This is a genomic window from Amycolatopsis sp. NPDC059657 (assembly GCF_042734395.1).
Lineage (GTDB): Bacteria > Actinomycetota > Actinomycetes > Mycobacteriales > Pseudonocardiaceae > Amycolatopsis.
Map to the genome: position 1 here is coordinate 1 of NZ_JBHWEB010000084.1, position 26,747 is coordinate 26,747.

Annotated in this window: 27 protein-coding genes; 15 read left to right on the plus strand and 12 right to left on the minus strand. The window is 67.5% G+C overall.

Annotated features, from left to right (window positions below; all coding sequences use genetic code 11):
- Nucleotides 1-91: 91 nt before the first annotated feature.
- Nucleotides 92-1,210 (minus strand): hypothetical protein, encoded by a 1,119-nt coding sequence (locus ACFV15_RS33740; RefSeq protein ID WP_378355552.1) that lies wholly within the window; start codon nucleotides 1,208-1,210, stop codon nucleotides 92-94.
- Between the two features lie 753 nt (nucleotides 1,211-1,963).
- On the opposite strand from ACFV15_RS33740, the gene ACFV15_RS33745 reads away from it, so the two are divergent.
- The 5 genes from ACFV15_RS33745 to ACFV15_RS33765 are packed head-to-tail and all read left to right on the plus strand — an operon-like array spanning nucleotide 1,964 to nucleotide 4,060.
- Nucleotides 1,964-2,506 (plus strand): hypothetical protein, encoded by a 543-nt coding sequence (locus tag ACFV15_RS33745; RefSeq protein ID WP_378355553.1) that lies wholly within the window; start codon nucleotides 1,964-1,966, stop codon nucleotides 2,504-2,506.
- The gene (locus tag ACFV15_RS33750) at nucleotides 2,503-2,874 is read left to right on the plus strand and encodes a transcriptional regulator (protein WP_378355554.1); all 372 of its coding nucleotides are present in this window, start codon (nucleotides 2,503-2,505) and stop codon (nucleotides 2,872-2,874) included. The genes ACFV15_RS33745 and ACFV15_RS33750 overlap by 4 nt, the downstream gene beginning before the upstream one ends.
- Before the next feature lie 5 nt (nucleotides 2,875-2,879).
- Complete coding sequence (locus ACFV15_RS33755) at nucleotides 2,880-3,194, plus strand: helix-turn-helix domain-containing protein (RefSeq protein WP_378355615.1); 315 nt, start codon at nucleotides 2,880-2,882, stop codon at nucleotides 3,192-3,194.
- Nucleotides 3,191-3,748 carry a helix-turn-helix domain-containing protein gene (locus ACFV15_RS33760; protein WP_378355556.1) on the plus strand — a complete coding sequence of 186 codons (558 nt, stop codon included), beginning with the start codon at nucleotides 3,191-3,193 and terminating at the stop codon, nucleotides 3,746-3,748. The genes ACFV15_RS33755 and ACFV15_RS33760 overlap by 4 nt, the downstream gene beginning before the upstream one ends.
- Before the next feature lie 57 nt (nucleotides 3,749-3,805).
- Nucleotides 3,806-4,060: a hypothetical protein gene (locus ACFV15_RS33765; protein WP_378355558.1), complete on the plus strand. Its 255-nt coding sequence runs from the start codon at nucleotides 3,806-3,808 to the stop codon at nucleotides 4,058-4,060.
- A 119-nt stretch (nucleotides 4,061-4,179) separates the two neighbouring features.
- Here ACFV15_RS33765 and ACFV15_RS33770 read toward each other — a convergent pair whose 3' ends face one another.
- The 3 genes from ACFV15_RS33770 to ACFV15_RS33780 all read right to left on the minus strand — a co-directional run bounded on the left by ACFV15_RS33770 (nucleotide 4,180) and on the right by ACFV15_RS33780 (nucleotide 8,094).
- On the minus strand, nucleotides 4,180-5,112 hold the full coding sequence (locus tag ACFV15_RS33770; protein WP_378355560.1) for a hypothetical protein: 933 nt from the start codon (nucleotides 5,110-5,112) through the stop codon (nucleotides 4,180-4,182).
- Between the two features lie 131 nt (nucleotides 5,113-5,243).
- A complete protein-coding gene (locus tag ACFV15_RS33775; RefSeq protein ID WP_378355561.1) occupies nucleotides 5,244-6,866 on the minus strand; it encodes a M4 family metallopeptidase in 1,623 nt (540 codons plus the stop codon).
- Nucleotides 6,867-7,029: 163 nt separating this feature from the next.
- Complete coding sequence (locus tag ACFV15_RS33780) at nucleotides 7,030-8,094, minus strand: TetR/AcrR family transcriptional regulator (protein ID WP_378355563.1); 1,065 nt, start codon at nucleotides 8,092-8,094, stop codon at nucleotides 7,030-7,032.
- A gap of 87 nt (nucleotides 8,095-8,181) precedes the next feature.
- Between ACFV15_RS33780 and ACFV15_RS33785 the strand changes: the two genes are divergently transcribed.
- Nucleotides 8,182-9,321, plus strand: a complete 1,140-nt coding sequence (locus tag ACFV15_RS33785; protein ID WP_378355564.1) for a cytochrome P450 — start codon at nucleotides 8,182-8,184, stop codon at nucleotides 9,319-9,321.
- Here the strand turns inward: ACFV15_RS33785 and ACFV15_RS33790 are convergent.
- On the minus strand, nucleotides 9,311-9,802 hold the full coding sequence (locus ACFV15_RS33790; RefSeq protein WP_378355566.1) for a MarR family winged helix-turn-helix transcriptional regulator: 492 nt from the start codon (nucleotides 9,800-9,802) through the stop codon (nucleotides 9,311-9,313). The genes ACFV15_RS33785 and ACFV15_RS33790 overlap by 11 nt on opposite strands.
- A gap of 64 nt (nucleotides 9,803-9,866) precedes the next feature.
- Between ACFV15_RS33790 and ACFV15_RS33795 the strand changes: the two genes are divergently transcribed.
- Genes ACFV15_RS33795 through ACFV15_RS33805 form a run of 3 tightly spaced genes read left to right on the plus strand, consistent with a single transcriptional unit; the run spans nucleotide 9,867 to nucleotide 12,229 of the window.
- Nucleotides 9,867-10,808: an EamA family transporter gene (locus ACFV15_RS33795; RefSeq protein ID WP_378355568.1), complete on the plus strand. Its 942-nt coding sequence runs from the start codon at nucleotides 9,867-9,869 to the stop codon at nucleotides 10,806-10,808.
- Complete coding sequence (locus ACFV15_RS33800) at nucleotides 10,780-11,331, plus strand: NAD(P)-dependent oxidoreductase (RefSeq protein ID WP_378355570.1); 552 nt, start codon at nucleotides 10,780-10,782, stop codon at nucleotides 11,329-11,331. The genes ACFV15_RS33795 and ACFV15_RS33800 overlap by 29 nt, the downstream gene beginning before the upstream one ends.
- A 58-nt stretch (nucleotides 11,332-11,389) precedes the next feature.
- Complete coding sequence (locus ACFV15_RS33805; protein ID WP_378355572.1) at nucleotides 11,390-12,229, plus strand: hypothetical protein; 840 nt, start codon at nucleotides 11,390-11,392, stop codon at nucleotides 12,227-12,229.
- Nucleotides 12,230-12,269: 40 nt separating this feature from the next.
- Here ACFV15_RS33805 and ACFV15_RS33810 read toward each other — a convergent pair whose 3' ends face one another.
- Nucleotides 12,270-13,667 carry a neutral/alkaline non-lysosomal ceramidase N-terminal domain-containing protein gene (locus ACFV15_RS33810; protein WP_378355574.1) on the minus strand — a complete coding sequence of 466 codons (1,398 nt, stop codon included), beginning with the start codon at nucleotides 13,665-13,667 and terminating at the stop codon, nucleotides 12,270-12,272.
- Nucleotides 13,668-13,705: 38 nt separating this feature from the next.
- Nucleotides 13,706-15,544, minus strand: a complete 1,839-nt coding sequence (locus ACFV15_RS33815; RefSeq protein ID WP_378355575.1) for a GTP-binding protein — start codon at nucleotides 15,542-15,544, stop codon at nucleotides 13,706-13,708.
- A 155-nt stretch (nucleotides 15,545-15,699) separates the two neighbouring features.
- Between ACFV15_RS33815 and ilvA the strand changes: the two genes are divergently transcribed.
- Nucleotides 15,700-16,926, plus strand: a complete 1,227-nt coding sequence (ilvA, locus tag ACFV15_RS33820) for a threonine ammonia-lyase IlvA (protein ID WP_378355617.1) — start codon at nucleotides 15,700-15,702, stop codon at nucleotides 16,924-16,926.
- Here ilvA and ACFV15_RS33825 read toward each other — a convergent pair.
- Complete coding sequence (locus tag ACFV15_RS33825) at nucleotides 16,923-17,093, minus strand: hypothetical protein (protein ID WP_378355576.1); 171 nt, start codon at nucleotides 17,091-17,093, stop codon at nucleotides 16,923-16,925. The genes ilvA and ACFV15_RS33825 overlap by 4 nt on opposite strands.
- A 63-nt stretch (nucleotides 17,094-17,156) precedes the next feature.
- On the opposite strand from ACFV15_RS33825, the gene ACFV15_RS33830 reads away from it, so the two are divergent.
- Nucleotides 17,157-17,810 carry a rhomboid family intramembrane serine protease gene (locus ACFV15_RS33830; protein ID WP_378355618.1) on the plus strand — a complete coding sequence of 218 codons (654 nt, stop codon included), beginning with the start codon at nucleotides 17,157-17,159 and terminating at the stop codon, nucleotides 17,808-17,810.
- Nucleotides 17,811-17,887: 77 nt separating this feature from the next.
- Here ACFV15_RS33830 and ACFV15_RS33835 read toward each other — a convergent pair whose 3' ends face one another.
- Together ACFV15_RS33835 and ACFV15_RS33840 are read right to left on the minus strand one after the other, a co-directional pair.
- Complete coding sequence (locus ACFV15_RS33835) at nucleotides 17,888-18,811, minus strand: proteasome assembly chaperone family protein (protein ID WP_378355578.1); 924 nt, start codon at nucleotides 18,809-18,811, stop codon at nucleotides 17,888-17,890.
- 63 nt (nucleotides 18,812-18,874) lie between these two features.
- On the minus strand, nucleotides 18,875-19,534 hold the full coding sequence (locus tag ACFV15_RS33840) for a class I SAM-dependent methyltransferase (RefSeq protein ID WP_378355580.1): 660 nt from the start codon (nucleotides 19,532-19,534) through the stop codon (nucleotides 18,875-18,877).
- A gap of 518 nt (nucleotides 19,535-20,052) precedes the next feature.
- On the opposite strand from ACFV15_RS33840, the gene ACFV15_RS33845 reads away from it, so the two are divergent.
- The 3 genes from ACFV15_RS33845 to ACFV15_RS33855 all read left to right on the plus strand — a co-directional run bounded on the left by ACFV15_RS33845 (nucleotide 20,053) and on the right by ACFV15_RS33855 (nucleotide 22,182).
- A complete protein-coding gene (locus ACFV15_RS33845; RefSeq protein ID WP_378355581.1) occupies nucleotides 20,053-20,775 on the plus strand; it encodes a family 16 glycoside hydrolase in 723 nt (240 codons plus the stop codon).
- 159 nt (nucleotides 20,776-20,934) lie between these two features.
- Complete coding sequence (locus tag ACFV15_RS33850; protein ID WP_378355583.1) at nucleotides 20,935-21,714, plus strand: IclR family transcriptional regulator; 780 nt, start codon at nucleotides 20,935-20,937, stop codon at nucleotides 21,712-21,714.
- Between the two features lie 42 nt (nucleotides 21,715-21,756).
- Complete coding sequence (locus ACFV15_RS33855; RefSeq protein WP_378355584.1) at nucleotides 21,757-22,182, plus strand: VOC family protein; 426 nt, start codon at nucleotides 21,757-21,759, stop codon at nucleotides 22,180-22,182.
- Here ACFV15_RS33855 and ACFV15_RS33860 read toward each other — a convergent pair.
- A complete protein-coding gene (locus ACFV15_RS33860) occupies nucleotides 22,175-23,440 on the minus strand; it encodes an aspartate aminotransferase family protein (RefSeq protein ID WP_378355586.1) in 1,266 nt (421 codons plus the stop codon). The genes ACFV15_RS33855 and ACFV15_RS33860 overlap by 8 nt on opposite strands.
- A 2-nt stretch (nucleotides 23,441-23,442) precedes the next feature.
- Nucleotides 23,443-24,615 (minus strand): CaiB/BaiF CoA transferase family protein, encoded by a 1,173-nt coding sequence (locus ACFV15_RS33865; protein WP_378355588.1) that lies wholly within the window; start codon nucleotides 24,613-24,615, stop codon nucleotides 23,443-23,445.
- A gap of 132 nt (nucleotides 24,616-24,747) precedes the next feature.
- Here ACFV15_RS33865 and ACFV15_RS33870 point away from each other — a divergent pair, with 132 nt between their 5' ends.
- On the plus strand, nucleotides 24,748-26,709 hold the full coding sequence (locus tag ACFV15_RS33870; protein ID WP_378355590.1) for an NPCBM/NEW2 domain-containing protein: 1,962 nt from the start codon (nucleotides 24,748-24,750) through the stop codon (nucleotides 26,707-26,709).
- The last annotated feature ends 38 nt before the right edge of the window (nucleotides 26,710-26,747 follow it).

The following is a 26,747-nucleotide window of genomic DNA, read 5'->3' on the forward strand; positions in this document are numbered from 1 at the left end:
CGCAAAAACGGCATCAACACACTCACCGCACTCCGCGACGCCCTCACCGGAAACCCCTGGCTACCAACACACCCAGCAACCACCTGACTAGTTACATCCCAAGATCGACCCGAAGCGCGGTCTCTGCACGCGTGTACGTGGGATCTAGTCGGTCGAGCGCTGACGAGAGTACGTCCACCGCGTCTGGCTCGCCGATCCGGGCGAGCGCGTGTCCGCGCCAACGGCTGAGGTGCACGGAGTCGAGCACGACATAGGGACCGTCCGCGCGGGAAGCCCGCTCCGGCAGCAAGGTGTCCGCTTGGTCGAACGCGCGCAAGCTGGCTGACCGCTGCCCGTCGGCCGCAAGTGCTTCGCCGTGTGCGGCGGCAAGCCAGGCACGGAGAAGCAGGTCCGTGCTGCGTTTCGCTTGCGTTCGTGTCGACGAGAGGAGGTCGACCGCGGAATTGGTCTCGCCCAAGTCCAGCAGAACAAATGCCTGCTCAGCGGCTGTGTGGACCTCGAACGCCGCGTTGCCGGATTCCTTCGCGGCCGACTTGCCGTTCTCGTAGTGCTCCCACGACTCGGCCAGGTTGCCGATGTCGAGCGACTGCCACCCGGCAAGCGTGCGCAGCTCGGAAAGCAGGGCAGCGAGACCGCGTCTGGTCCCCGGCGTCAGGCTGTGCCCAAGCAGCCGCGTCACTTGCCGAGTCTTTGTGACCACCTCATCGTGAGCGACCAGCGCGCCGAGTTGGCGGTCTAGTCGTCGCGTGGCGTCCAACTGCTCGTAGAGCAGGCCGAGCACGCCCGCATCGATTCTCGCCGACGCGCGGAGCATGTCCCGAAGCTCACCTTCACCCGCCCGCTGATCTTGCGTGCTGTGAGGCGCGGACAGCAACTCGTCGATCGGAACACTGAAGATGCGTTCGAGCAGGCGAATCGTTGCCTGACGTGGACGTCCCGCACGACCCGCTATCAGGCGGTCAAGGTGCCTCGCGCTGAGCGTGCCGACTTCTCCGTGCTTCCGAGCAAAGGTCTCGGCGTACGTCGCGAATTCGTCGAGTGTCTGACGACGGTCCCAGATGAGCTGTTCGAGCACCGTTCGCGGCGCGCGCTGGCCGGTCTCGTCTCGTTCCATGCGTCCGGCCTCCTTTCCGAAATGTCGCCGTTGTGTCGTCCGGCTGGCGTGGTGCGGACGTTGCGCTGACGAAAAGCTGATCTCAGTTTGCCACATCAAGTCACCGCAGGTCAGAGCAGGAAGGAGCGTGACTGGAAGTGAGTGAGATTAGCGTTCGGGTGAAGCGTCTCTACGTGACGTGGCACAGGTGTGACGACGACGGCCAAGACCACGCCGTGACCGATGAGGAGATGGCTAGCGGCGTCGAGCGCGGGGAGGGGCGCTACGAATCGGTGTGCGGTCACTCCTTGGTGATCGCGTCCTCGCTGCTGCCGCCCGGACGGCGGTGTCAGAGCTGCCGCAAGTTCGTGGCGGCCCGCGCGAGCCTGCCCACTGTTGAGCAGCGGTTGAGGCGTCCGTGTCGGCACCGCAAGCCAGGTTTGATTAGCCGGTTGTTCCGGCACCCCGAGACTCCGGTTGCAGGACCGGAGATCCCGGCCGCCCCGCTGCCCCGCTCGGCCACTGCTGGCGTAGGGCCGACTGTGAGGCGCGACGGTCGGATGAGTCCGGCGGGGACAGGCGCAGGGACTACGCCTGTCCCCGCCGGACGGCACTCGCTGCGGGGCGCGGACTGATGAACGAGCTATTTCTTGCGCGTGCACTGCCTGGGGTAGTCGGCGAGTCCAAGCGGGTGGTGCACATGTTCGAGGTGCCCCCGCAGGACGCATCGGTACCGGACACGCTCACCGCGTTGTGCGATGCCGAGTTCGGTCACGGCGAGTTGGAGTTGATGACGGCGCCGGGGGGCATGCCGTGCGAACCCTGTCTGAAAAGGACTCCGAAGTCGTTGCCGCAGGTCGAGGGGAATCAGTGACAGAGGCAGAGTCGACTCAGGCCGCGAAGCGGTACAACAAGGCGTCACGTCGGGTCCTGATGTGGCGAGACGTGGTGCTGCCGCGCACGGTCTCGGCGCGGCAACGAATGTTCGCGCTGAAACGGATCGCTCGTTGGCAGTCGGCCCGTTCCGTTGCTGCGCACCGCATCGACGGCAAGGATCTGCCGGATCGGATGCGCTGCGCCGTTGTCGCATGGCTGATCGCTGAGACCGACCGCGCTCTGTTACGCGGGGATATCTGGCAGACACCGGAGATAGATTTGGTCGCTGTCCCTGGGGTGTCGCATCTGCTGCGGTTGCTGGCGGCTGAGCCGGACGTGTGGTACCGCGCCGATTTGGTGCGGCGGCTGGGAATGACGCTCGGCCCAGATCCGGGGAGCCGTCCGGTTGACGACGAAACCTGCACGCCGCTGGTGGCGTGGTTCACGTTGCAACTGGCCATGTCCTTGTATCGGGCTGCTGGGTTGCATCGCGATGAGGCATGGCGGCTGGTGTTCGAGCCTGAGCGGCGCTCATGAGCGGCCACACGCACGACCTTGACCCACTGTTGTTGCCAGGGCAACGATTGTTCATCGTGTGCCTGCTGGCTGAGATGCGCTGGTGTGACTTCTCGTTGCTGTGCAAGGAGTTCAACACGACACCGTCGGCGATGTCCGGGCAGATCAAGCGACTACGTGACGCGGGCTATGTCCAGACGCGGCGTGGTCACGGCAAGGACCATCGGCGTACCTCGGTCCGACTGACCGAGTTGGGATGCGAGCGACTGACCGACCACATCACGGCTCTGCAAGGGATTGTTGAGAAAGCAGGCGAGCTGATCGCGTCCGCCGCTGCCCGCCAAGGGCGTCGGGTTGGCAGCGTGAGCAGTGAGGGATTGGAGACGTGAGCGGAATGGATGCGCGGATATTCCCGAACGGGCCGGACGTCAGGGGCCCGCACCACATGATCTTAGGCAGGCTCGCGCCGAAGGTGGAGGCACCTGTTTTCTTGCGCATGATGCGGGAATCTCGCGGTCTGACACGGGCTGAACTGGCTACACGGTCGAGTGTCAGCGCGCGGACACTGGGAGCGATCGAGACCCGCGAGAGTCCTTTGGGGTCTCTGGCAACCACGGCGGCATTGGCTGACACGCTCGGCATCGGCCGCGTGGTGCTCGCGCTGATGATTCTGAAGGACTACGAATCGCGGCGGGGTGGTTGGTCGTGACCGACGCCGAGACCGTGGAACCCAAGGATGACGTGCGGCTGGTCGGCGGATGGATTCGCTGGCAGCGCAGCAAAAAGAACCTGTCCGCAGAACGGGTCGCCAAGCACGTCGGTATCTCGGTGAGCACGCTCTACATCATCGAACGGTCGGAACGAGCGTTGACGTCACTGGAATTGGCGGTACGGCTAGCGGACGCGCTAGGCGTTGACCGGGGCACGCTTGTGACGCGCGCGGTGCTGAACTTCCGCTACCCGGACCCCGATCTGACCCTGTTCGCATTCACAAGCGCTGGGGGAGACGTGACCATGCAGGACGAGACAGCGTCAGAATCCGGCATTGATCGGGATTTTCTGCAACTGTCGCGGGAACGTGAGATGGGCGCGCCGCTGACATCCGCCGATCGGGAGTCCGCGCAGAGAGTTCTGGATACCTACTGGCCAAAGTTCGGGACTCCGCGCCCACTGCCGGAACGCTGGCGCAAGTACCCTGACGAGTACCCAGATGAGGATGAGTACTTCGAGTTTTTCGATCGGGCTTTTGTTAATACACAATGAAAAGAGGAGTGTTGGAGCGACCAGCGCTGTGATCAAATCCACGCCGAAGCAGGATAGATGAGCGTCGAGAAACTAAAAGCTGAGATCGCCGATCTCAACACGCAGAACGATAGATTCTACAACGGCCTGGCCCCGATTCTGAATGAGTGGCTCACACTGACCCAGCAAATTAATCAGGCGACAACAGGAACCTCCCAGGATGTCAGCGCAGTACACGCCGCGCTCAAAGACGGGGATGACGCTATCCACCTTATCGCCGACGCCTCGATCCGCTTGGGTCAGACCCTCACCGCCTTTGCTGCGACTTTGTAATCCCCCTCGCGCAACTCGGCAGGAATCTCCTGGGGCTCTGGCACACCCGGTCTCCGCATCTCCTGACCGCTCACCGACCTGGGAAACGTCCACCACGGGGCGTTCCGCCAGGCCCTAGCCTAGTTCAGGCATTTCATGAACCCGGTGATCTTGCTGCCGCGCCCGCGCTGCTGGTCCATCGTGAAGATCCCGAACGAGTCAGGTCCCGCGTCCGGCGGGTCTACCCGGATGTGGCAGGCGTCCACGATCTGACGTTTCCCGTCCTGCTTGACCGCGCCACTCGGCAAGACCATCACCGAAGTGGCGTTGCGGTACCGGACCCCGTCCGGCACCCGGCGCGAGAAATTGTCGATCGCCTGCTCGCAGGTGTCCGCACCGTGCGCGTACGCGAAATCCCTGCCCGGCTGAGGATCTACCGCGAAACAGAAATTCCGTGGTTCGCGTTCCGCGATCGCTCGGATGAGGTAGTACACGAGATCAGGCCCGCTCTGCGGCAGGATGCCCGGTAGCGCCGCATCGTGCGCGGCGTTCAACAGGTCTTGCGCGTGCCGCGCCTTCGCAGCCGCTTCCAGTTGCCAGCCGACAATGCCGCCCGCTACCAGCACCACCCCGGTGGTGAACGCGGTCACGAGCTTCCAGCGCCCGGACATCGCCCGAATGGGTGCCGTGATCTCGTTCGGGCCCTCTGGCGGCACGCCCGGCTGAATCCCCGGCGGAAGCGCGGGAACGGCATGCCGCGTCTTCCAGCACGCCCACGTCCGCCACAGGCCGACCGTGAGACACGCTGTGCCGACGATGAGCAGCCAGCCCCACCACGGCACCGTGAGCAGCCACCACACGTCAGCCAGAGCGAACCCGACCGCGAGTGTGCCCGGTCGCCGCTCGCCGATCATCGCGGCCACGGCAGGCACCCCCAACGCCAGCGCCCACGGCCACGCATTCCCAAGTACCAGCCACAGGACGAACGCGGCTAGGCCGAAGATGACCAGCGCCAGCCACTCCGTGCGCCGCCCGCGCGGGATCGGCCGCGCGGGTCCCCTCCTGTTGATCATGCGATCCACGGTAACCCGCTAGCGGCGTGCTAGGCGGGTTACCGCAGGTAGAAGGCGTGCTAAGGTGTTGTCAGTTGACTCTCAACGCTTAGAACCGGCCGTACCACTCACGACGCCGGGGAAAGCCTGGGTCAGGGAGCCATGTTGAGCTGGGTCGCCTTGACCGCGTTGGCGACCTGGGTGCAGTCGGCGGCGGTCGTGCCCGCGACACCGGTCTTGGCGTTGGTGGTGCACGCCGAGTTCAGTGCGATGCCGAGATCCTTGAACGTCGAGTTCGGGCGGAGCAGGTTCTCCACCTTCCACCACAGCGCGATCGACTTGTTCTCGCCGATGCCGCGGATGGTCTGGCCGTTGAAGGTGGCGCCGTCGGTGATCAGGTAGTCGGCCTTGCCGACGACACCGGCGTTGGTGTGCGGGTCGGCGTTCGGGCCGGTCCAGTAGGCGCCGTTCACGCGGTCCGGGTGGGGGCCTTCACCGGAGTTCGCCGGGGTCTTCATGTCACGGACCTGACCGAGCGAGGAGCCGACGCCGAGCAGCCAGCGGTTCGCGCCGGTGGCGTTGGGGTCGTTCGCCTTGATCGCGATGAACTTGCCGAACACGTCGGAGAGACCCTCGTTCAGCTGAGCCGCGTAGCCGCCGTCGAGCCCCGAGGTGTGCTGGGTGACGCCGTGGGTGAGTTCGTGGCCCGTGATGTCCATTGTGGTCACACCCTCGCCGAACGCCATCTGCTCACCGTCCCAGAAGGCGTTGGTCCACGGGCACTGCGTGTGGCGCAGACCGTCGCTTTCGGTGCTGATCTCGCACATGCGCACGGTGCCGCGCAGCGCCTTGCCCCGGCCGTCGCCGAAGTCCGCGCCGATCTTGGCGGTCAGGTCGTAACCGGTGTACTGGCTGTAGAAGTCTTGCGCCGCACCGAAGTAGTCGTAGACCTTGTTGACGTCCTGCGCCGCGACGGCCGCCTGGCCCTCCTTGCGGGTGACGCCGAACGCGAGGCCGGTGCCGCAGCGGATGTCCGCCTCAGTCGCCACATCGAGGTCGACGATCTTGCGGTTCGCGTCGCAGACCACGCGGTTGGTCGCGTGCTTGGCCTCGCCCCAGACGGTCTGCACCTGGCCCGATTCCGCGCGGACCACGACGGTCCACTTGTCTTCCGGGTCGGCGCCGCGGACGGGCACGAAGTACGCGGGGACGGCGGTGGCGTCCTGCGCTTCGCCGCCGAGACTCGCGTCGTACCAATAGGTCTGCGCCGCGCCGGCACGCAAACCCTTGGCAGTGCTGTCCCGCTTGGCGACGGCGTCGAGCGCGACCTTGCTCGCGAACGCCTGTGCCGCGGCGGCGTCGGCGGGGAAGGCGCCGGTGGTGCGCCGGCTGGTCTTGCCGACCGCGGCGAGCAGCGCGCCGTTCTTGTCGAGGTCCTGCACGATCTGCGCGCCGTAGACGGGAACGCCGTCGATCTTCTGCTGCAGCCTGGCGACGCTGCCACCCGGCAGTGAGGTCACGTCGCTCAGCGCAAGTTCACCTGCGGTGACACGGAATTGCTTCGCCAGCTTCGGCGCGTGGGAGCGGGCGGCCGCCGAAGAGTCCGTCGTGGCACCCGTGGGCGCGGCGGCCGGAGCGGCAGGCTCGACCGCGATCACGTGACCGGCGGCGTCGGTGCTCACCTGGTCGGTCTGGGCCGTGGCCGCCGCGCCACCGACCACAAGGGAAGACGTCGCGAATGCGGCCGTGAAAACGGCCAAAAACTTCGAAGACATTTAAGGAAACCTTCCGCGCCAGGGCCAGCCGATGTGACCCGTGCGGAAAGTGTGGGGAAACTCCAGAAAACGCCAAAGAGCCGAAAGTAGGGAGTGATCTACTTACCCGCCATTGGATAGTAACCACGCAAAACGGACTACCCGCCAGTGGATGCTGGTCGAACTAATCGAATATCCGCTGAGCGGCGGTGCCCACGTAATGGCAAGCCCCATAGCCGTCGGCTCGCCCCACAATGCGCCCGCCCTTGACCTGAACAGCTGTTTCCGTGGCATCACTGATGGCAGGGACCCCCGCGGCGGCCGCGACGGCACCGGCGTCGTCGCACACGACCCGCAGGCGTGGCCAAGCCGACCGCGGGACGGCTTGGTGCAGGCAGGCGCACAAGTCCGAAATGGTCAGTCGCGCCAACGGCATCAGCTCACCCGGATCGCCGGTCACCAGTACGGCCGTGATCTCCGCGTCCGGCGGCGCCGCGCGCACCGCCTCCTCGATGGCGGAAGCCCTGTGCAGCCCGAGTATCGCCACGATTCCGTCCCCGGCAAGGGAAACGGGCTCATCCCGCAGCGCGTCGACGGCGGCGGGCGGAAGCCAGGGATCGTCGACCTCACGCGTCTGCGGGATCATGCCCGACGGAAGCCACTCGTCGCCCAGGTCGAGATCCGCGAGACGGCCACACGCGCTGACCACGTTGAACGGCTCGGTGAAACCGGGCGCGGCGGCCGCCAGCTGGCTCGCGCCGTGCAGGACCGTCAGTGCCGACTCGGCGACGCGGACAAGCCGGCCGGAACCAGGACTCAGGCATTCCAGCGAGAGGCCGAGCAGGAGTGCGTTGAGCTTTGTCAACTGCGTGAAGGGAACCCAGGTCTGCTCGTCGGCGATGACCTCGGGGAGCAGATCCATCGCGAGGCGGGCCGAAGCGTGGCGGCCATCGGTGACCAGCGGAAGCCTGCCGACCCAGGCGCGGGCGAAGACGCCGAGCGCTTCGGCGACCGTGAGGCCGGGTTCCAGGACGGGTGGCCGGGGGGCGTATTCGGCCAACACCGCGAAGTAGAGGGCGCGTTTGCCGGGGAAGTTGGAGTAGACCGCGCCACGCGTGAGTTCGGCGCGCTCGGCGATCGAGTCGATCTTGGCCTCGCGGAAGCCGCGCTCGGTGAACTCGTCCTTGGCGGCGGCCAGCACCTTGGCGCGGTTGCGCTCCTGCGTCTCCGCCCTCGTGAGCCGGGCCATCGTTCTCCCTTGCCTTGACGTCCGGGATCAAGATACCGTCACCATTGAGATGATGAGAACATCTGATCTGAACATTTGGAGTGTCCCGTGGTACCCGAGATCGATCTGACCGGCATGCAGGTCCTGCGTGACCCCTTCACCGCGTACGGCCGCGCCCGAGAGCAGGCGCCACTGGCGCGGGTCGGCGCGCCGGGCTTCGGCCCGATGTGGGCCGTGACCAGGTACGACGACGCCAAGCGGCTGCTTGTCGACCCGCGATTCGAGATCAACACCGACAGCTTCATGCGACCCGACGTGCCCGCCGAATACCTGCCGCTCCTGCGGACCATGAGCGAGATGGCGCCGAGCGAACACCTCCGCCAGCGACGGCTCGTGGCGCCGGCGTTCACGCCACGGCGAGCCGCCGAGTTCCGGCCGCGGATCGAACCGATCGTCGAGAAGCTGCTCGACGGGCTCGACGGCGGGGATCTGCTGGCCGGGTTCGCGCGGCCACTGCCGATGGACGTGATCTGCGAACTCGTGGGGATCGACGAGGCAGACCGTCCACAGTGGAGGGAATACGGGGCGGCCGTCGCCATGGGCGCCGGGCAGAAGTTCGCCGAAGCCGTCCCCGGCATCCTCGACGGGGCCAAGGAAGCGGTCGCGCGGAAGCGGGCCGAGCCGGGCGATGACGTGATCTCGGATCTCATCCGCGCCCAGGATGAGAACGGCGACCGTCTCAGCGACGCCGAGCTCGTCACGCTCGTCTGGCATCTGGTGCTCGCCGGGCAGACACCGACGAACCTGATCGCCAACGCGATCGAAGTCCTGCTGACCAGCCCCGGCGACCGCGCCGCGTTCCACGAGAACCCGGCAGGCGCCGTCGACGAGCTGATCCGCCTGCACGGGCCCGGACTGCTGACGATTCCGCGCTACGCGAGCGAGGACGTCGAACTACCCGGCGCCACGATCGCCAAGGGCGAGCCGGTGCTGACCGTGATCGCCGCCGCCAACCGCGATCCGCGTGCGTTCACCGATCCGGATCGGCTGGTCGCCAGCAGGACGACCGGTCACCTGGGGTTCGCGCACGGGCCGCATTTCTGCCTCGGCGCATCGCTGGCTCGGGTCGAAACGGAGGTCGCGCTCACCGTGTTGCTGCGGCGCTTCCCTGAGCTCGCGATCAAGGAGGCCGAGCGCGCACCCGACCCTGGCACCTGGCGGCTGTCGTCGCTGGTCGTCAGCCGCTGACGTCGCCGAGCGACTCCAGCAGCTTGCGCAGCGTCCCGACGAGGTCGTCGAACTCGGCTTCGGTCAGCGCCGAGAGCAGGCGCGTCTCGGTGGCGAGGTGGTCCGGCAGCGCCCGGTCGATCAACGCCAAGCCTTCGGGGGTGAGCTCGACCTGGACGCCGCGGCCGTCCGACGCGCGCTCGGCGCGGCGGACGAGGCCGCGGGCCTCCAGCTTGTCGAGACGCTGAGTGACGGCGCCCGAGGTGACCATCGACGCCTTCATCAGCTCGGTCGGGCTCAGCGGGGCTCCGCCACGACGGAGCGTCGCGAGCACGTCGAACGACGCGGAGTCGAGATCGTGCTCCTTGAAGGTGCTGCGCAGCTCCGCGTCGACCAGCTGCCAGAGCCGCTTCAGCCGCCCGATCACGGCCATCGGCGAGACGTCCACGTCAGGACGCTGCTCTGCCCACTGCTTCACGATGAAGTCGACGTGATCTGCCATGTGAATACCTTAGCGGTGAGGTAAGTCACTGGAAGATACCTTAGCGATAAGATACTTTATCTTAGTGCTAAGCAACCGGATCGCCCTCATCGCCGTCACCGCGCTGGCGCCCGCCATCTGGGGCACCACCTACCTGGTCACCACCGAGTTCCTGCCGCCGGACCGGCCGCTGTTCGCCGCGCTCGTGCGCGCGCTGCCCGTCGGCCTCCTGCTGGTCGCGCTCACCCGCAGGCTGCCGCGAGGTCAGTGGTGGTGGCGTTCACTCGTGCTGGGCACGCTCAACATCGGAGTGTTCCTCGCGCTGCTGTTCGTCGCCGCCTACCGGCTCCCCGGCGGAGTCGCCGCGACCGTCGGCGCCATCCAGCCGCTGATCGTGGCCGTGCTCGCGAGCGGCCTGCTCGGTGAACGGCTCGCGCCGCGCACCGCGATCGCGGGCATCGCGGGGGTGACCGGCGTCAGCCTGCTGGTGCTGCGCGCCGGCGCCAAACTGGACGCGCTCGGCGTCGCGGCGGCACTCGGCGGCGCGGTCGTGATGGCCACCGGGGTCGTGCTCAGCAAGCGCTGGACCTCACCCGCGCCGCTGCTCGCGACCACCGGATGGCAGCTCGTCGCGGGCGGGCTGGTGCTGCTGCCGGTCGCGCTGCTCGTCGAGGGACCGCCGCCTGCCGGGCTGACCGCCGGAAACGTGCTCGGCTACGCCTACCTCGCGATTCCCGGCGCGGCCGTCGCGTACGCGTTGTGGTTCCGTGGCATCCGCGGCCTGTCCGCCACCAGCGTCACCTTCCTGAGCCTGCTCAGCCCGCTGGTCGCCACCACGGTCGGCTGGCTCGTGCTCGGCCAGAACCTGACCGCCGCCCAGCTGCTGGGCGCCGTGATCGTGCTCGGCGCGCTCGTCGCGGCCCAAATCCCACTCAAGAAGAAGGAGAACCATGCGGATCACAGTGTTCGGAGCGGCGGGCAGCGTCGGGAGCCGAGTGGTGACCGAAGCGCGATCGCGCGGTCATGAGGTGACGCCCGTCGGGCGGAAGCCGGGTACGGCGCTGCGCACAGGCGACGCCACGAACGTCGAGGACGTGGCCGCGCTCAGCGAAGGCCAGGACGTGCTGATCAGCGCGACCCGCCCGGCGCCGGGCAGCGGACCCGAGCTCGTAGCGGCCGCCAAAGCCTTGCTGGCAGGCACGAAATGCCGCCTGCTGCTCGTCGGCGGGGCCGCGAGCCTGCGCGTGCCCGGCGGCGGCATCTTGTCCGACACCCCGGACTTTCCCGCCGAGATCCGGGAGATCGCGTTGGCCTGCAACGAACAACTGGCCGTGTGCCGGTCAGCGTCCGAAGTGGACTGGACGTATCTGAGCCCGCCCGCCTCGCTGGAACCCGGCACGAGGACCGGGAGCTATCGCGTCGGCGCGGACGACCTGCTCGTCGACGCGAACGGTCTTTCGTCGATCTCCATGGAGGACTTCGCGGTCGCGCTGGTCGACGAGGCGGAACGGCCCCGCCACCGCCGGACCCGGTTCACGGTCGGCTACTGAACCGCGGGTGTCCGTTTCGTTCAAGCCGCGGGGTCGCGATCCGGGTCACGATGGCCGCATGAAAATCGATCTGGACCAAGCATCCGCGTTCATGGCCGGGCACGCCCGCTTGCTGGACCGCCGCCGCTTCGACCTGGTCACCGGTCAGGGCGACGCGAGCGGCGCGCTCGCGGCCGTCATGGCTTACCGGAACTCCGACGGCGGCTTCGGCTGGGGGCTGGAGCCGGACCTGCGTTCTCCCGAAAGCCAGATCGCGGGCGCGCTGCACGCGTTCGAGGTCTTCGAGGAAACCCGGGAGCCGGCGCCCGAGCTGTGCGATTGGCTCGGCGAGGTGACGTTGCCGGACGGCGGCCTGCCGTTCGCGCTGCCACTCACCCAGCCCGCCGGTTCGTCACCATGGTGGGCGAGTGCGGACTCGACGCGGTCGTCCCTGCAGTTGACGGCCGCGGTCACGGGCGCCGCCCACCGCGCCGGAATGAACGGACATCCCTGGCTGCGCAAGGCGACCGAGTATTGCCTCGCACGGATCGCCGAGCGCACCGAAACGGGCTTCGCCATCGAATTCCGCTTCGTGCTGTGGTTTCTCGACGCGATCGGCGCCGAAGCCGAACTCGAGCGCATGGTCGGCTTCCTGCCGGACGATTGGGTCGTCCCAGTCGAAGGCGGTGTCGACGGCGAAGCACAGCGCCCGCTGGACTTCTCCCCATGGCACGAAGGACCGTTGCGCGCCCTCATGCCCCGCGACGTGCTCGAAGCCGATCTCGCACGGCTGGCCGCGCTGCAGCAGGACGACGGCGGCTGGGTCGTCGACTTCGTCTCGGCATCACCGGCCGCGTCACTGGAATGGCGCGGCTACGCGACCGTCGACGCGGTGAAGATCCTCCTTCCCTATCTGTAGGCGGTGGCAGGGGACGCGAATCCCCTGCCACCACAACGATTTACACGTTCTGCCAAAGCTTCGTCACCAGCGCGGCGGCCTTGTTGTAGATCGCGACGCCCGCGTCACGGCCCATGCGGGTTTGGCAGCCGAGCGTCGACTCCCACACCCCGGCGTCCCACAGCGCCTGCGGCATGAAGTAGCCGAGATAGTCGTTGGCGTAGCCGACGGGCGTGATCGTGCGGTTGGTGTTCGACAAGGCCTTGAGCTGCAAGCCGAACTCGACGAACGGCTCACCCGGCATGCCCATGAACGCGACGTTGCCGAAACGCAGGCCCTGCACCTCGGCGTCGATCGTCGCGGTGCCGCGGTCGATCGCCGCCAGGTACTCCTCGTATTCCTGGGCGGCGTTGCGCAGCGCGACGATCTCCTCCTCGCTCGCGCCGTTGTTGATCGCGTCCTGCACGGCTTGGGTCCGCAAGTCGAACTCCGCCTGGTACGGGCCACGGGCGGGCAGCGGGCGCGACGCGACGTTGATCTTCTCGGCGTACGCCCTGATCGGGCCGGTGACGGCCTTGCCCGGCAGCCCGTTGGACAGATCGGCGACGGTCATCCCGAGCGCCAGCCCGATCCGCTCGTTGTGCGCGAACGAATCCCGGATGACGGCTAAATTGGGCATGTTCCGCTCGTCGAAGGCGGACCGCTGGTCGTCCCACAACGGGTCGTCGTCCGGGTTGATGTTGCCCGCCGCGCCCTGCAGGAACAGGCAGACGTCCAAGCCGGGCACGTTCCGCTCGACCCACGCCGCCGCCGCGCCGGGATAGTCGGCCGACACGTACGGGTTGACCTGCATGATCACCGGGTGGCACGCGAAGTTGACGACCACCGTCCGCCAGGTGCCCGCCGCGTTCTCCAGCGTGAGCACGCCGATCTCCGTGTCGATCGGCGCGGTACCGGCCGGGTAGAAGGCGGAGTCACGGTTCTTGACGAAGCTCCCCGGCTCGATCTCACCGCGGACGTGCTTGGCGGTGACCGTCTGCCTGGACGCGTACGCGTTCGCCGCGACCTGGGCGAGCTTGTCGCGCAGGCCCTCCAGCCAGGTGAGCTTGGCAGGGTCGGTGTAGAGGTGGCGGACGTCGCCGGTCTCCGGGGTGGAGTGCGCGTGCGAGCTGGCCAGCATGATGTTGGCGGCGGGCACACCCGTCGCCGTGGTGACCTTCGCGCGGACCTCCGCGGTGAAATCCCTTGTCGGGCCGAGGATGTCGTTGTTCAGGCCGAGCGCGTCCACCGTGATCATGATGATCGTCTTGTTCGGCGTGACATCGGTGATCGCGACCGCGCGGGCGTACAGCTCGTCGTGCACGCCTTCGAACAGCGAGTGCCTCGGGAGCCCGCCGACATAAGGAATCGTCAGCGGCGGCGTGATATCGATTTTCGCGGAACCAGCGGAATAAGCCATTTTGTTTCCCCTCAGTCGTACTTGCGCCTGTATGACGTTCACCGGCCGCGCCAGGTTGCCTCGTCCCGCACAGGTTCGAATCCGGCGAATCTGGGCAGGAGAAGGCCTTCCCCGCGCGTGAGCGAAGGCAGTCGCCGTTCGAACGCGACCACCCCGCTCGACGGGATCACCCCTTCGAGAGTCGCATCGTCCTCCCTGATAGTTACTTCACGAGTCCGCCCGCCGGCATCGGACAGGCAAACCAGGACAGCACTGACGTTATCGGAGGGCACCGACAATTCGAAGGCGTCGATCGGCTCGTACACCCTCGTTCCGGCTTCTTCCAGCGCGAGTGCCAGCACGATCGGGGTGAGCGCGCGGAAATCGCCCGCGGTCGTGATCGGGCTGAAATACCCCGTATGCGTCAACGTGACCACACAGTCGAGCACCTCCCAGCCGTGACGGCCGCGCAGCAGGCTCGCATGGACCGTCTCCTCGATCGCGGTGTGGAACGCGCGCGGCAGCGACCCCAGCTCGACCTCCAGCCGGTAACGCACCCCGGAGCCCGGCGGACCAGGCTCGACGCGCAAACCTACTGTGGCGTAAGGATCGTCGCGCTCCCGCAGTTCGATGAACCGCACCGCCGCGCCGGTGCCCTCGAGCCGTTCGACCCGCAGCGTCCGCGTCTCCTCGAAGGTCACCGGCAGGCCGAACTCCTCGGCCAGCTGGAACTGGAGCACCTCTTTCTGCACCTCGCCGTACAGCCGGACGGAGATCTGCTCGCCGTCGCGGCGGGCCTGGATGAACGGATCCTGTTCCGCCAGCGCGGTCAGCGCCGCGTACAGCGCGCCCGGATTCTCCGCGCGTACCACGGTTTCCAGTGTCGGCGGCCGGAAATGAGGCCGTTCGCCCGCCGGCTCGGCGCTGCCGAGGCTGTCCCCGATCCGGACGTCCTTGAGTCCCCACAGCTTGGCGATGTCCCCGGCGACGACCCGGCCCGGCTCGATCGCGGTGACCTTCGCGGCGCCCACCTCGAGCCCGCCGCGATACGCCGTGACGTGGTCGCGCACCGAGATCGCGCCGCCGTAGAGCCTGGCGAACGCGATCTTCTCACCCGACGTCCCGCGGTCGATCTTGAAAACGGTCGCGCGCAGAACGTCCTCTTCGGACCCGGCGGTGGCGGGCAGCAGCGTCCGGACGCCTTCGAGCAGTTCCGGGACACCCTCACCGGTCATGGCCGAGCCGAAGTAGACCGGATGCACCAGTGCGCGCCCGGTCTGCGCGGCGAGTTCCGCCAGCGTCTCCTCTTGCCCTGCCCGGTCCTCCAAATAGGACTCCAGGAAGGCGTCGTCGTTGCCCGCGAGCACCTCGGCCGCGCGCCCGGGATCCGGATGGACCTTGGCGTCGCGCGTGCCGAGCCCGCTGACCGTCGCCATCGGGACCGCGGCAGGCGTGAGCTTGCGCGCGATCGTCGCGAGCAGGCTGTCGTACGCCGCGCCCATCCGGTCGATCTTGTTGACGAACAGCAGGGTCGGGATCTTCAGCCTGGCCAGCGTGCGCATGAGCACGCGGGTCTGCGTCTGTACGCCTTCGACGGCCGAAATCACCAGCACGACGCCGTCGAGCACGCGAAGGGACCGTTCGACCTCCGCGATGAAGTCGGAGTGGCCCGGTGTGTCGATCAGGTTGACCTTGAGGTCGCCGACGGTGAACGAGACGACCGCGGCCCTGATGGTGATGCCGCGGCGGCGTTCCAGGTCGAGTGTGTCGGTCTGGGTGCTGCCACCGTCCACACTGCCCAGTTCGGGGATGACGCCTACGTGGAAGAGGAGGCGTTCGGTGAGGCTGGTCTTCCCGGCGTCAACATGCGCGAGAATCCCGATGTTCGAGGTCTTCATGGAGTGCCCTTGCGATGGTCGCGGAAGAGGAGATGGGGCATTCCGTTCCCACGCGCATTCGACACTCCTGTCCTCGGGTGACCAACCCGCCGAGGCTAACAACGCACCTGTCGATGAGCATCCGAATTTCCCGGCGTACCCTTTCTTCGGTGTCGATGACCACCGCTGACGACGTTGAAAAGGCCGGAGCCCGGCTCGACGGCGTCGCGCTGCGCACCCCGCTCGAACGCAACGAACGGCTCTCCGCTCACACCGGCGGCGAGGTCTGGATCAAGCGCGAGGACCTGCAGGCCGTCCGGTCGTACAAGCTGCGCGGCGCCTACAACCTGATGGCCCAGCTGGGTGTTTCCGAAGCAGGCGTCGTCTGCGCCAGCGCGGGCAACCACGCACAGGGCGTCGCGTACGCCTGCTCGGCGCTCAGGATCCACGGGCGGGTGTATCTGCCGCGCACGACGCCGCGGCAGAAGCGTGAGCGGATCGCGGCCATCGGCGGCAGCTGGGTCGAGGTCGTCGTCGAGGGCGACGCGTACGACGACGCGCAGGCCGCGGCGCTGGAGTTCGCCGACAAGACCGGCGCCCAGGTGGTGCCCGCGTTCGACGACCCGCGCACGGTGGCGGGCCAGGGCACGGTGGCCTGCGAGATCGTCGACCAGCTCGGGCGGGTGCCGGACCGGATCGTGGTGCCGGTCGGCGGCGGCGGGCTGCTGGCCGGGATGGCGGCGTGGCTCGGGTACCGGCATCCGGAGGTGTCGCTGGTCGGCGTCGAGCCGTCCGGCGCGGCGAGCATGACGGCGGCGCTGGCGGCCGGTGAGCCGGTCGCGCTGACCGAGCTCGATCCGTTCGTGGACGGAGCCGCGGTACGCCAGGTCGGCGCGGTGACCTTCCCGCTGGTGCGTGACAGCGGCGCGCGGATCGTCACCGTCGAGGCGGGCGCGGTGTGCGTCGAGATGCTGGATCTGTACCAGCGTGACGGGATCATCGCGGAACCCGCGGGCGCGCTGGCCACCACGGCCGTACGGGAGCTTCCGGCGGACGCGCTGACCGTCTGCGTGCTGTCCGGCGGGAACAACGACGTCAGCCGGTACAGCGAGATCCTCGAACGGTCATTGGTCCACGAAGGACTGAAGCACTACTTCCTGGTCGACTTCCCGCAGGAACCGGGGATGCTGCGGCGCTTCCTCGACTACGTGCTCGGGCCCGACGACGACATCACGCTCTTCGAGTACGTGAAACGCAACAACCGCGAAACCGGCCCGGCGCTGGTCGGCGTCGAGATCGGCGCCAGGGCGGACCTCGACGGCCTGCTCACGCGGATGGCGGCGAGCCCGTTGCACATCGAGACGGTCGACCCGGCGAGCGCGCTCTTCCGTTTCCTGCTTTAGGCACCTGGGCGGTTGAGGAAGGCCGACGCGATCGCCAGCACGCAACCGAGCCCGAGGAACAGCGTCACCAGGAACGGCCCGCCGATGATCAGGTTCCAGATCGCGATCCCGGCCGCGACCAGTGCCACGGCGGCGTTGCGGACCTGCAGCGTCGAGGGTTTCGCCATGGCCTGAGCTTCTCACACGCCCGTTTTGTCGGCCCCCTCGGTTATCCTCCGGAAGTGGACATCATCGGGGAAGGACCAGGCACCGCCGAGGAGATGATCGCGGAGGCAAAGAAGGCGCTCTGGGTCATGGTCGGCTTCCTGGCGATCATCTGGGCCGTGCAGATCTTCAACGCGCTGAACGGCTACGACCTCACGCGTGAGTACGGCATCGAGGCGCGTGAGCCCGGGTCGCTGCCGGAGATCTTCACCGCGCCGTTCATCCACAACAGCTGGGCGCACATCGAGGGCAACTCCGGGCCGCTGTTCATCTTCGGCTTCCTCGCCGCCTACCGCGGGGTGAAGAAGTTCATCGCGGTGACCGTGCTGATCGCCATCGCGAGCGGGCTCGGCGTCTGGTTCTTCTCGCCGTCGATGTCGGTCACGGCGGGCGCGAGCGGCATGGTGTTCGGCTACTTCGGGTACATCATCGTGCGCGGGCTGTTCGACCGGCACCGCATCGACATCGTGATCGGGCTGGTGATGGCGCTGTGCTTCGCCTACCAGTTCACCTCGCTGCTGCCCGGTGAGGCACAGGTCAGCTGGCAGGGCCACAGCTTCGGGTTCGTCGGCGGCATCATCGGCGGCTGGCTGTTCCGCGACCGCCGCCGCAAAGCCGTCGCCGCCGAGCCGGAGACCACGCTGCTCACCGACCCGACGTTGCTGCCCAAGGACGTTTAGCGGGTCGGCCGAGACTTTGGGTCGTGAGTGGTACGGCCGGTTCTAACCGGCCAAAACACTCACGACCCCGAGCTTGCCTAGCGCTCGGGTGAGTCGCCGGGCCCTTGCTGCTCGGCGAGGAACCGCTCGAACTGGTTGCCCAGCTCCTCCGCGGTCGGCATGTGCTCGACGCTCTCCGCCAGCAGGCTGTTGCGGCTCGACGCCTCGACGAACGTGTCGTACTGGCGTTCCAGCGCGCGCACCACGTCGGCGACCTCGTCGGACTCGGCGACCTGGCGGTTGATCTCGGCGTCCGCGGTCGCGGCGGCCTCGCGCAGCGGCTCGCTCGGCAGGTTCAGCCCGGTGGCCTTGGCCAGCGAGTCCAGCACCAGCACGGCGGCGGCCGGGTACGTGGCTTGCGCCAGGTAGTGCGGCACGTGCGCGGCGAAGCCCATGGCGTCATGACCGGCCTCACCGAGCCGGAACTCGATCAGCGCGGCCACGCTGCCGGGCACCTGCATCCGGTTCGGCAGCGGCTGGTGGTCGCCGACCAGGTCGACCCTGGTGGCGTGCGAGGTCACGCCGAGCGGGCGGGTGTGCGGCGCGCCCATCGGGATACCGTGGAACCCGACGGTCAGCCGGACGCCCCAGCGCTCGATCAGCGCGCGGACGGCCTTGGTGAAGCGCTCCCACTCGTGGTCCGGCTCCGGGCCGGTGAGCAGCAGGAACGGCACCCCGTCCTCGTCATGCAGCAGGTGGACGACCAGCTCGGGCGCGTCGTAGCTCTCCCAGTGGTCGATCGCGTAGGTCATCGGCGGGCGGCGCGACCGGTAGTCGATCAGGCTGTCGACGGCGAACCGCGCGATCACCCGGTGCTCCAGCTCGCTGAGCAGGTGCTCGGCCACCAGCGCACCGGCGGAACCCGCGTCCATGAAGCCGTCGAAGTGGTGGAGGAGCACGACGCCGTCCAGGTCGGGGACATCGGAGTCCACCTCGTACAGCTCCTCTGGATCCAGCGCCACTACGTTCTCCTGCTCTTCATCGATCACACTCGTACTACGGGCTCAACGCCGCGAGGCCCCGAATCAATCCCGGTAGTACGACATCACCGCGGGCTGTCCCGTGTAGTTCGGGCCGGCTTCGGCGTCGGCACCCAGGTAAGTGTAGGGCGGCCTCGCCTCCCTGCGGCCGTTACAGCCGACCCGGCGCCGCCTGCCGTCGTACTCGAACCCCGCCGCGCTCAGCTCGGCCGCCAGTTTCCGGCCCGCCGGGCGCCCGTCCTCCCGCCGGATCGAGGCAAGATCGAGGTCGGCGGCGAACCTGCCGTCCTCGGTCAGCCAGGACGCGGCCTTGGCGAGCAGGCCGAGCTTGTCGCCGACGTAGTGCAAGCCATGTACGCACGTGATCAGGTCGAACGTGCACGGCGGTTCCCACTCGGTGACCGAAGACTCGACGAATTCCACTCCGTGGTGCGGAGGCGGCGCGAAGTAGCCGACGAGATCGACCCCGACGATGCGGACGCCGGGCAGCACGGCCGCCGCCTGCAGGAGCGCGTTGCCGCTGCCGCAACAGAGGTCGAGCCAGGCGGCATCCGGCCGCGCGGCAAGGAACGCGACCGGGTCGAAGCCCAGCTCCTTGGTATAGCTGTTGACGCCCGCGAGGCCGCGGAGGCGGTTCATCACGTTGTTGGCGACCACAGAGGACAGTGCGAGTTCAGCGTCGGTGAGCAGCCGCTTTTCCTTCACTCACCTACGTTACAAGGCTCACCTTGGAACGATCTATCGAGCGGAAGGGCAAACGTGGCGTGGGTCGGGCTTTGTCCGGCGTGGCTGCCGTGCAGGAGGGGCAGACACGCGTACACAGCAGGTGGACACGCGTACACAGGGCGCGGACACGCCCGGGATCTCGAAGGTCCGTTGGCGTGTCCGCGTTCCCTGCACGCGTATCCGCTTCTCCTGCACGCGTGTCCGCGTTCTGTGCACAGCGCCAGGCTCGCCAGGTATGGGGTCGTGAGTGTTCCCGCCGGTTAGAACCGGCCGTACCACTCACGACCCCACCTTTGGCTTCCCCTCAATGAGTGCCAGAAGACCCGAGGTACCGACCTGTGTGGCACGCGCGTCCACAGTGGAGGGTTCGGTCAGCGGGACATCGAGTGCCATCCGGGCTAGCGGGGTTGACGGGTAACGGCGCTCACTCGTAGCGTGACAATCGCCGTCCGACCGTAAGCGTTCACGTCCGGTTATGAAGTGAAAGGACGGCATCCATGCTTCGCCGCTCACTCTTGGCGCTGGTCGCGGGGGTCGCTTTGGCGACGGCCGTGGTCACGTCGCCGATGGCAGCAGCAGCCGGGTTGACCCCGCAGGGCGACCCGAATCCGTACGGTGACCCGAACCTGGTCTCGATGTTCGACGGCAAGACGCTCGACGGCTGGACCTCGTCGAAGGACGGTCTCTGGTCGGCGAAGGACGGTGTCATCCACGGCAACGGGACCGCGCGCGGCTGGTTGTACTACAACAAGAAGCAGGTCGACACCTTCCGCTGGATCTTCACGCTCAAGCAGGTCAAGGGCGACCACAAGCCGACCGTGCTGATCTGGGGCAAGACCGCCCCGGTGCTGAACGGCCTCGACTCCATCCAGTTCCAGCCGCCGAACGGCGGGCACTGGGACTACCGGGCCGGGCACAACAACGGCGGCGGGAAGCTGTTCACGCAGTATCCGCACACCTCGATCGACATCAAAAAATGGGCGCAGTGCGAGCTCATCGGCAACGCGAAGACCGGCATCGCGCGGATGGCCTGCTGCCCGCTGAAGGAACCGGCGGCCACCTGTAAGGGTGTCGAGGTGCTCAAGTTCGAGGACAAGACAGCGGGCCGGGTAGGACCACTTGCCATTCAGGTCCACAACTCCGGTATCCAGGACGAATACAAGAACCTGTTCTTCGAATCGCCCGTGGTGCAGAGCCCGGACAAGTTCATCACCACCTGATCCATGAATTCGGTGTCGGATTCCGCCTGGCGGAATCCGACACCGAATTGCCTCCGGGAAAATCAACTTCGGTATTGACCGGCAGTTCGCACACTGTGCTAACTTATTTCTCTGTTGTGCTGGTAACCGTAGTTGCGCCGTTTCCCGAGAGGTTCACAAATGACGCCCGCAGCACGCCCTCCCCTCGCCTCGACAGCTCCCCGGCGCACTCCCGGCGCCAGCAGTTCCCGCAAGGTCTTGCAGCTGCTGCTGGCGTTCTCCGAGCGCAGGCCGGAAGCCAGCGTCGCCGAACTCGCCGCGACCATCGGCACGCCGGTCGCGACGACTTATCGTTATGTGGCACTGCTGAAGGAACTTCAGCTGCTCGAAGAAGGCAAAGCCGGGCGTTATCACGTGACGTGCCAGGTGATGCCGCTCGCGCGTGCCGCGCAACTGTCGAATGACCTGGCGCGGCTCGCCAAGCCGACGATGGAAGAAGCCGCGCGCGAACTCGGCGAAACAGTGTTGCTATTCCAGCATTTCGGGGATACGGCCGTATGCGCGGATCGTGTCGAATGCGATCGGGCGATGCGGTTCACGTTCCAGCCCGGCCATTCCGTTCCACTCGGCGAAGGCGCGTCCGGCAAGATGATGCTCGCCCTGCTGCCCGAGGCCGACCGGGAGCGGCGGCTGCCCGCGGTGGTGCAGCGGCGCGGGCACGGGATCCGCGACGAGCTCAAGCGCGCGGTGCTCAACCGGTACGCGGTCAGCTGGGGCGAGATCGAAGAGGGCGTGTGGGCGTGCTCGGTGCCGGTGCACGTGCCGGGCCACCGCCCCTCCGTGCTCACCATGGCCGGTCCGGCCGCGCGGATCAGCGACGAGGCGAAGCGTGGGGCGATCTCGTCGCTGCAGGCGTACGCGAACCGGATCCAGCGGGCGGTGTCGTCCTACTCCCTGTAGTCGTGTCCCGGAATTGTCGGTGCCCGTCGTTAGTGTGCCGGCATGACCTACGAATTCCAGATCGTCGTCGATTCGGCGGATCCGCACACGCTCGCCGACTGGTGGGCAGACATGCTCGGCTGGGACGTCGAGCCCAGTAAGGAGGACTTCATCAGGGAGATGATCGCGCAGGGCCACGCCACCGACGCGGACACGAAGACGCACAAGGGCGTGCTCGTCTGGCGCGAGGGGCAGGCGATCCTGCATCCGGACGGCTCGGGCAGGCGGATCCTGTTCATGCTGGTGCCGGAGGGAAAGACCGTGAAGAACCGGATCCACCTCGATCTTCGCATCGGCGAAGACAAGCGGGAGGCCGAGCTCGAGCGCCTGACGGCGCTCGGCGCGAAAGAACTGCACCGAGGCCGCCAGGGCCCGCACTGGTGGATCACGATCGCGGATCCGGAGGGCAATGAACTCTGTCTCAGCTGAGCCTGAGCCGGTCGAGCGCGCGAGGGAAGGCGTTTCCGAGCAGGTCGAGTTCTGGCTCATCGGCGATCAACGGTGGTGAGATCGCGAACCCCTTGGCGAGCGGACGGACGAGCACGCCCTCCTCGCGGCAGGCACGCTGCAACTTGCCCGAAGCACCCGGATCTGCTTCGAGCACGTCGTCGGTGAGGTCGACCGCGGCCAGGAAGCCAAGCCCGGCACGGACTTCGGCGACCAGCGGGTGCGCGGTGAGCCCGGAGAGCACGTCGGCCAGCGGCTTCTCCAGCTCGCGTCCGCGCGCGATCAGGCCTTCGCGCTCGTAGATGTCGAGCGTGACGTTCGCGGCGGCGCAGGCGACAGGGTGCCCGGCGTAGGTCGGGCCATGCCGCAGGATCGGCGCGCCGGGCTTGCCGGTGAAGAACGGCTCCGCCACGCGCGGCGCGACGATCAGCGCGCCCAGCGGGATCGTGCCGCCGGTGATGCCCTTGGCGACGGTGATCATGTCCGGCTGGACCGGCCAGCGGTCGATGCCGAACCAGGTGCCGAGCCGCCCGAATCCGGCGATCACGCAGTCGGCGACGAAGAGCACGTCGTGCCGCTTGCAGATCTCGGCGACGGCCTCGATGTACCCGGGCGGCGGCAGCTGCACGCCGCCCGCGCCGAGCACCGGTTCGCAGAAGAACGCGGCCACGCGATCGGCACCGACGCGCTGGATCTCCGCTTCCAGTGCCGCGGCGTCGTCGAACGGGACGTGCGAAACAGGCTCCTGCAACGGTTCGAAGCCGACGCGGTTGGGCGCGAGCCCGCCGATCGCGGTGCCGAAACCGTGCGTGCCGTGGTAGCCGAGCCGCCTGCCGATGAAGTGCGTCTTCTCCGGACGGCCGGTGTGGAAGAAGTGCGCGCGGGCGATCTTCGCCGCGGTGTCGACGACGTCACCGCCACCGGAGGCGAGGAACACCTTCGAGCCGGGTGTCGGCGCGAGCGCGGAAACGCGCTCGGCCAGCTTCAGCGCGGGCTCGTTGGCGTAGTAGCCGAAGAGGTTGTACGAGTCGAGCTTGCGCAGCTGCGCGGCGACGGCGTCGGCGATCTCTTCACGGCCATGCCCGAAATTGGCGTACCAGAGCGAGGCGGTCGCGTCGAAATAGCGCCGGTCCTGATCGTCCCAGACGTACGAGCCCGCACCCCTGGTGATGATCATCCGGTCGCCGTCGACCGCGCCCATGTCCGCGAACGGATGCCAGAGCGGGTTGGTCGGTTGCATCGTCACTCCTCACCTCGGCGGGGCAGGAACTCCGCGATCTCCTCGGCCGTGTAGCCGAGTTCGGCCAGCACGTCTTCGGTGTGCTGACCGAGCGTCGGCGGCGGCGAGACCGGTCGAGCCGGCGTGCCGGACGCCTTGACCGGGAATCCCGTGCCCGTGTACGAACCCATGCGTACCACCTGATCCCGTTCAGTGGTCCATGGGTCGGCGTAGATGTCGTCGATCGTGTTGATCGGGCCCGCCGGGATGCTCGCTTCCTCGAAGCGCTTGAGCCAGTCGCCTGCGGGGCGCGTGAGCAGGACTTCGGCGAGCAGCTCGTTGAGTTCTTCGCGGTGCGCGGCGCGGGCCGCGTTCGACACGAAGCGCGGGTCCTCGGCGATGTCCAGGCCGAGCACCGAGCAGAACACGCGCCAGAGTTTCTCGGAGCCGACCGCGATGACGATCCAGCTGTCGGCCACCTGATACGCCTGGTACGGCACGATGCTCGGGTGCGCCGAGCCCATCCGGCGCGGGCGCTTGGCGTCGTGAAAGGTCGCGCCTGCGGCGTAGACGTGCCAGGCCAGCTGGGTGTCCAAAAGCGACACGTCGAGGTACTGGCCGCGCCCGGTCGTGTGCCGGGCGTGCAACGCCATCAGCACCGCGATGATGCCCCAGGTGCCCGCGTTGAGGTCGGCGACGGGGAGGCCGACCTTCGCGGGCGGGCCGTCGGCCTCGCCGGTCAGGTCCATGATCCCGCCCATCGCCTGGGCGACCAGGTCGTAGCCGGGTTTGTCGCGGTACGGGCCGGTCTGGCCGAAACCGGTGATCGACAGGTGGATCAGGCGAGGGTTCAGTTCGGAGAGCGCCGCGTAGTCGAGGCCCCAGCGTTCCAGCGTGCCAGGCCGGAAGTTCTCGACCAGCACGTCGGCGTCCGCGACGAGCCTGCGCACGGCGTCCTGGCCGCGTTCGCTCTTGAGATCGAGCACGATCCCACGTTTGTTCCTGTTGGCCGCGAGGTAGTAGACCGCGTCGTCGCCGACGAACGGCGGGCCCCACATGCGGGTGTCGTCGCCGTGGCCGGGCGGCTCGACCTTGATCACGTCGGCGCCCATCTCTCCCAGGTATTGCGTGCAGTACGGCCCGGCCAGGATGCGGGAAAGGTCGACGACCTTGATGCCGTCAAGTGGTCTGGTCAAGTTGTCACCCTTATTGATTTCTGCTCGCGGATATAGACGAACGGCCCATTGACGACACTCGGCACGTGATGTTGATTGTTGGGTGAATTTGTGCAGTTTTCGTGTGCACCGTTGCGCACTCCTGGAGGAAACATGCGTCGTCTTGTCGCGTTCGTTGCTGCCCTGGGGGCCGCGACGACCGTTGTGGCCGCACCAGCGGTCGCAGCCGAAACCGGAGCCAGACCGGCGGAAGCGCCCGCCGCCACGCCGCCGATGGGCTGGAACAGCTGGAACAAGTTCGCCTGCGACATCAACGAGCAGCTGATCCGCGAGACCGCGGACGCGCTCGTCTCGTCCGGCATGAAGGACGCCGGCTACCAGTACGTGAACATCGACGACTGCTGGGCGGACCTGAACCGCAACGCCGAGGGCAAGCTCGAGAACCACAAGACCCGCTTCCCGAGCGGGATCAAGGCGCTCGCCGACTACGTCCACGGCAAGGGCCTCAAGCTCGGCATCTACACCAGCGCGGGAACACTGACCTGCGCCAAGACCATGCCGGGCGCGCTCGACCACGAGGATGTCGACGCGCAAACGTTTGCGGACTGGGGCGTCGACTACCTCAAGTACGACAACTGCAACAACCAGGGCCGTCCCGCGCTGGAGCGCTACACGAAGATGGGCGAGGCGCTGAAGAAGACCGGCCGCCCGATCGTCTACGCGCTGTGCGAGTGGGGCCAGAACAAGCCGTGGACCTGGGGCAAGGACGCCGGGGCGCAGCTGTGGCGCACCACCGGCGACATCAAGGACAACTGGGGCAGCTGGACCGGCATCCTCGACAAGCAGGTCGGCCTGGAGGCCTACTCCGGCCCCGGCGCCTGGAACGACCCCGACATGCTCGAGGTCGGCAATGGCGGCATGACCAACGACGAGTACCAGGCGCATTTCGCGTTGTGGTCGCTCATGAACGCGCCGCTGCTCGCGGGCAACGACCTGCGCTCGCAGTCCGACGCGACGAAGAAGATCCTGCAGAACAAGGACCTGATCGCGATCAACCAGGACTGGGGCGGCAAGCAGGGCCACAAGGTCCGCGACGACGGCGACAACGAGGTCTGGGCGAAGCCGATGTCCGACGGCTCGACGGCCGTGGTGCTGTTCAACCGGGGCAACAAGTCCTCGTCGATCTCGACGCTTCCCGCGGAGATCGGCGCGGCGGCCTCGTCCGGCTACCGCGTCCGCGACCTGTGGACCGGCGCCGAGACCGAGACCACGGGCACGCTGCGCGCCGCGGTGCCGAGCCACGGCGCGGCCGCGTTCCGCGTGTGGCCGTCCAAGTTCCCGAACGCCGCGCCGCGCACCACACTTTCGGTGCAGGCGGCCGACTTCACGCCCCGCGACAAGCCGTTCACCACTTCGGTCGAACTCACCAACGACGGTTCGACCCCGGCCTTCCTGGGTAAGGTCTCGCTGACCGCGCCGGCCGGCTGGAAGGTCGACGGCCGCGCCGAAGAGTTCGTTCTCGTTGTCCTGCCGGGGAAATCGTGGAAGCACACCTGGACGGTCGCCCCGGTCAGTCCCACCGGCGACAAGGTTTCGGTGACCTCGCATACCGAATACTGGACGCTGTGGGGAAAGCAAGCACTGGACACCGACGGCACCACGCCGCTGGTGACCGCGCCAGCCGCGGGCACGACCGCGTTGTCCCAGGCCGCGTGGATCTCTGCGGAGAACGGGTTCGGCCCGGTCGAGCGCGGCAAGAGCAACGGCGAGTCCAAGGCGGGTGACGGCAAGCCGATCACCATCGGCGGCGTCGTCTACCCCGACGGCCTCGGCGTGCACGCGCCGTCGAAGGTGCGCTTCTACCTGGGCGGCGGCTGCAAGTCGTTCAGCTCGATCGTCGGACTCGACGACGAGAAGAAGATCGGCACCGTGGCCTTCCAGGTGCTCGGCGACGGCAAGCAACTCGCCGCCACCGAAACCCTGAAGACCGGCCAGTCCCAGCCCATCGACGTCACGCTCACCGGCGTCCAGGTGCTCGACCTGGTGGTCACCGACGGCGGCGACGGCAACAACTCCGACCACGCCGACTGGGCGAACGCCTCGATCACCTGCTGACCCACCCGGCGAAAAAAATCCCAATGTGGCTTTCGTCA

What these genes read in the sequence shown, in the direction of transcription:
- ACFV15_RS33855 (WP_378355584.1), top strand. Translation starts at nt 21,757, where the DNA reads ATGACCTACGAATTCCAGATCGTCGTCGATTCGGCGGATCCGCACACG.
- ACFV15_RS33780 (WP_378355563.1), bottom strand. Translation starts at nt 8,094, where the DNA reads ATGGCCCGGCTCACGAGGGCGGAGACGCAGGAGCGCAACCGCGCCAAG.
- ACFV15_RS33790 (WP_378355566.1), bottom strand. Translation starts at nt 9,802, where the DNA reads ATGGCAGATCACGTCGACTTCATCGTGAAGCAGTGGGCAGAGCAGCGT.
- ACFV15_RS33740 (WP_378355552.1), bottom strand. Translation starts at nt 1,210, where the DNA reads ATGTGGCAAACTGAGATCAGCTTTTCGTCAGCGCAACGTCCGCACCAC.
- ACFV15_RS33825 (WP_378355576.1), bottom strand. Translation starts at nt 17,093, where the DNA reads ATGGCGAAACCCTCGACGCTGCAGGTCCGCAACGCCGCCGTGGCACTG.
- ACFV15_RS33750 (WP_378355554.1), top strand. Translation starts at nt 2,503, where the DNA reads ATGAGCGGCCACACGCACGACCTTGACCCACTGTTGTTGCCAGGGCAA.
- ilvA (WP_378355617.1), top strand. Translation starts at nt 15,700, where the DNA reads ATGACCACCGCTGACGACGTTGAAAAGGCCGGAGCCCGGCTCGACGGC.
- ACFV15_RS33860 (WP_378355586.1), bottom strand. Translation starts at nt 23,440, where the DNA reads ATGCAACCGACCAACCCGCTCTGGCATCCGTTCGCGGACATGGGCGCG.
- ACFV15_RS33765 (WP_378355558.1), top strand. Translation starts at nt 3,806, where the DNA reads ATGAGCGTCGAGAAACTAAAAGCTGAGATCGCCGATCTCAACACGCAG.
- ACFV15_RS33805 (WP_378355572.1), top strand. Translation starts at nt 11,390, where the DNA reads ATGAAAATCGATCTGGACCAAGCATCCGCGTTCATGGCCGGGCACGCC.
- ACFV15_RS33755 (WP_378355615.1), top strand. Translation starts at nt 2,880, where the DNA reads ATGGATGCGCGGATATTCCCGAACGGGCCGGACGTCAGGGGCCCGCAC.
- ACFV15_RS33815 (WP_378355575.1), bottom strand. Translation starts at nt 15,544, where the DNA reads ATGAAGACCTCGAACATCGGGATTCTCGCGCATGTTGACGCCGGGAAG.
- ACFV15_RS33810 (WP_378355574.1), bottom strand. Translation starts at nt 13,667, where the DNA reads ATGGCTTATTCCGCTGGTTCCGCGAAAATCGATATCACGCCGCCGCTG.
- ACFV15_RS33870 (WP_378355590.1), top strand. Translation starts at nt 24,748, where the DNA reads ATGCGTCGTCTTGTCGCGTTCGTTGCTGCCCTGGGGGCCGCGACGACC.
- ACFV15_RS33775 (WP_378355561.1), bottom strand. Translation starts at nt 6,866, where the DNA reads ATGTCTTCGAAGTTTTTGGCCGTTTTCACGGCCGCATTCGCGACGTCT.
- ACFV15_RS33845 (WP_378355581.1), top strand. Translation starts at nt 20,053, where the DNA reads ATGCTTCGCCGCTCACTCTTGGCGCTGGTCGCGGGGGTCGCTTTGGCG.
- ACFV15_RS33770 (WP_378355560.1), bottom strand. Translation starts at nt 5,112, where the DNA reads ATGATCAACAGGAGGGGACCCGCGCGGCCGATCCCGCGCGGGCGGCGC.
- ACFV15_RS33850 (WP_378355583.1), top strand. Translation starts at nt 20,935, where the DNA reads ATGACGCCCGCAGCACGCCCTCCCCTCGCCTCGACAGCTCCCCGGCGC.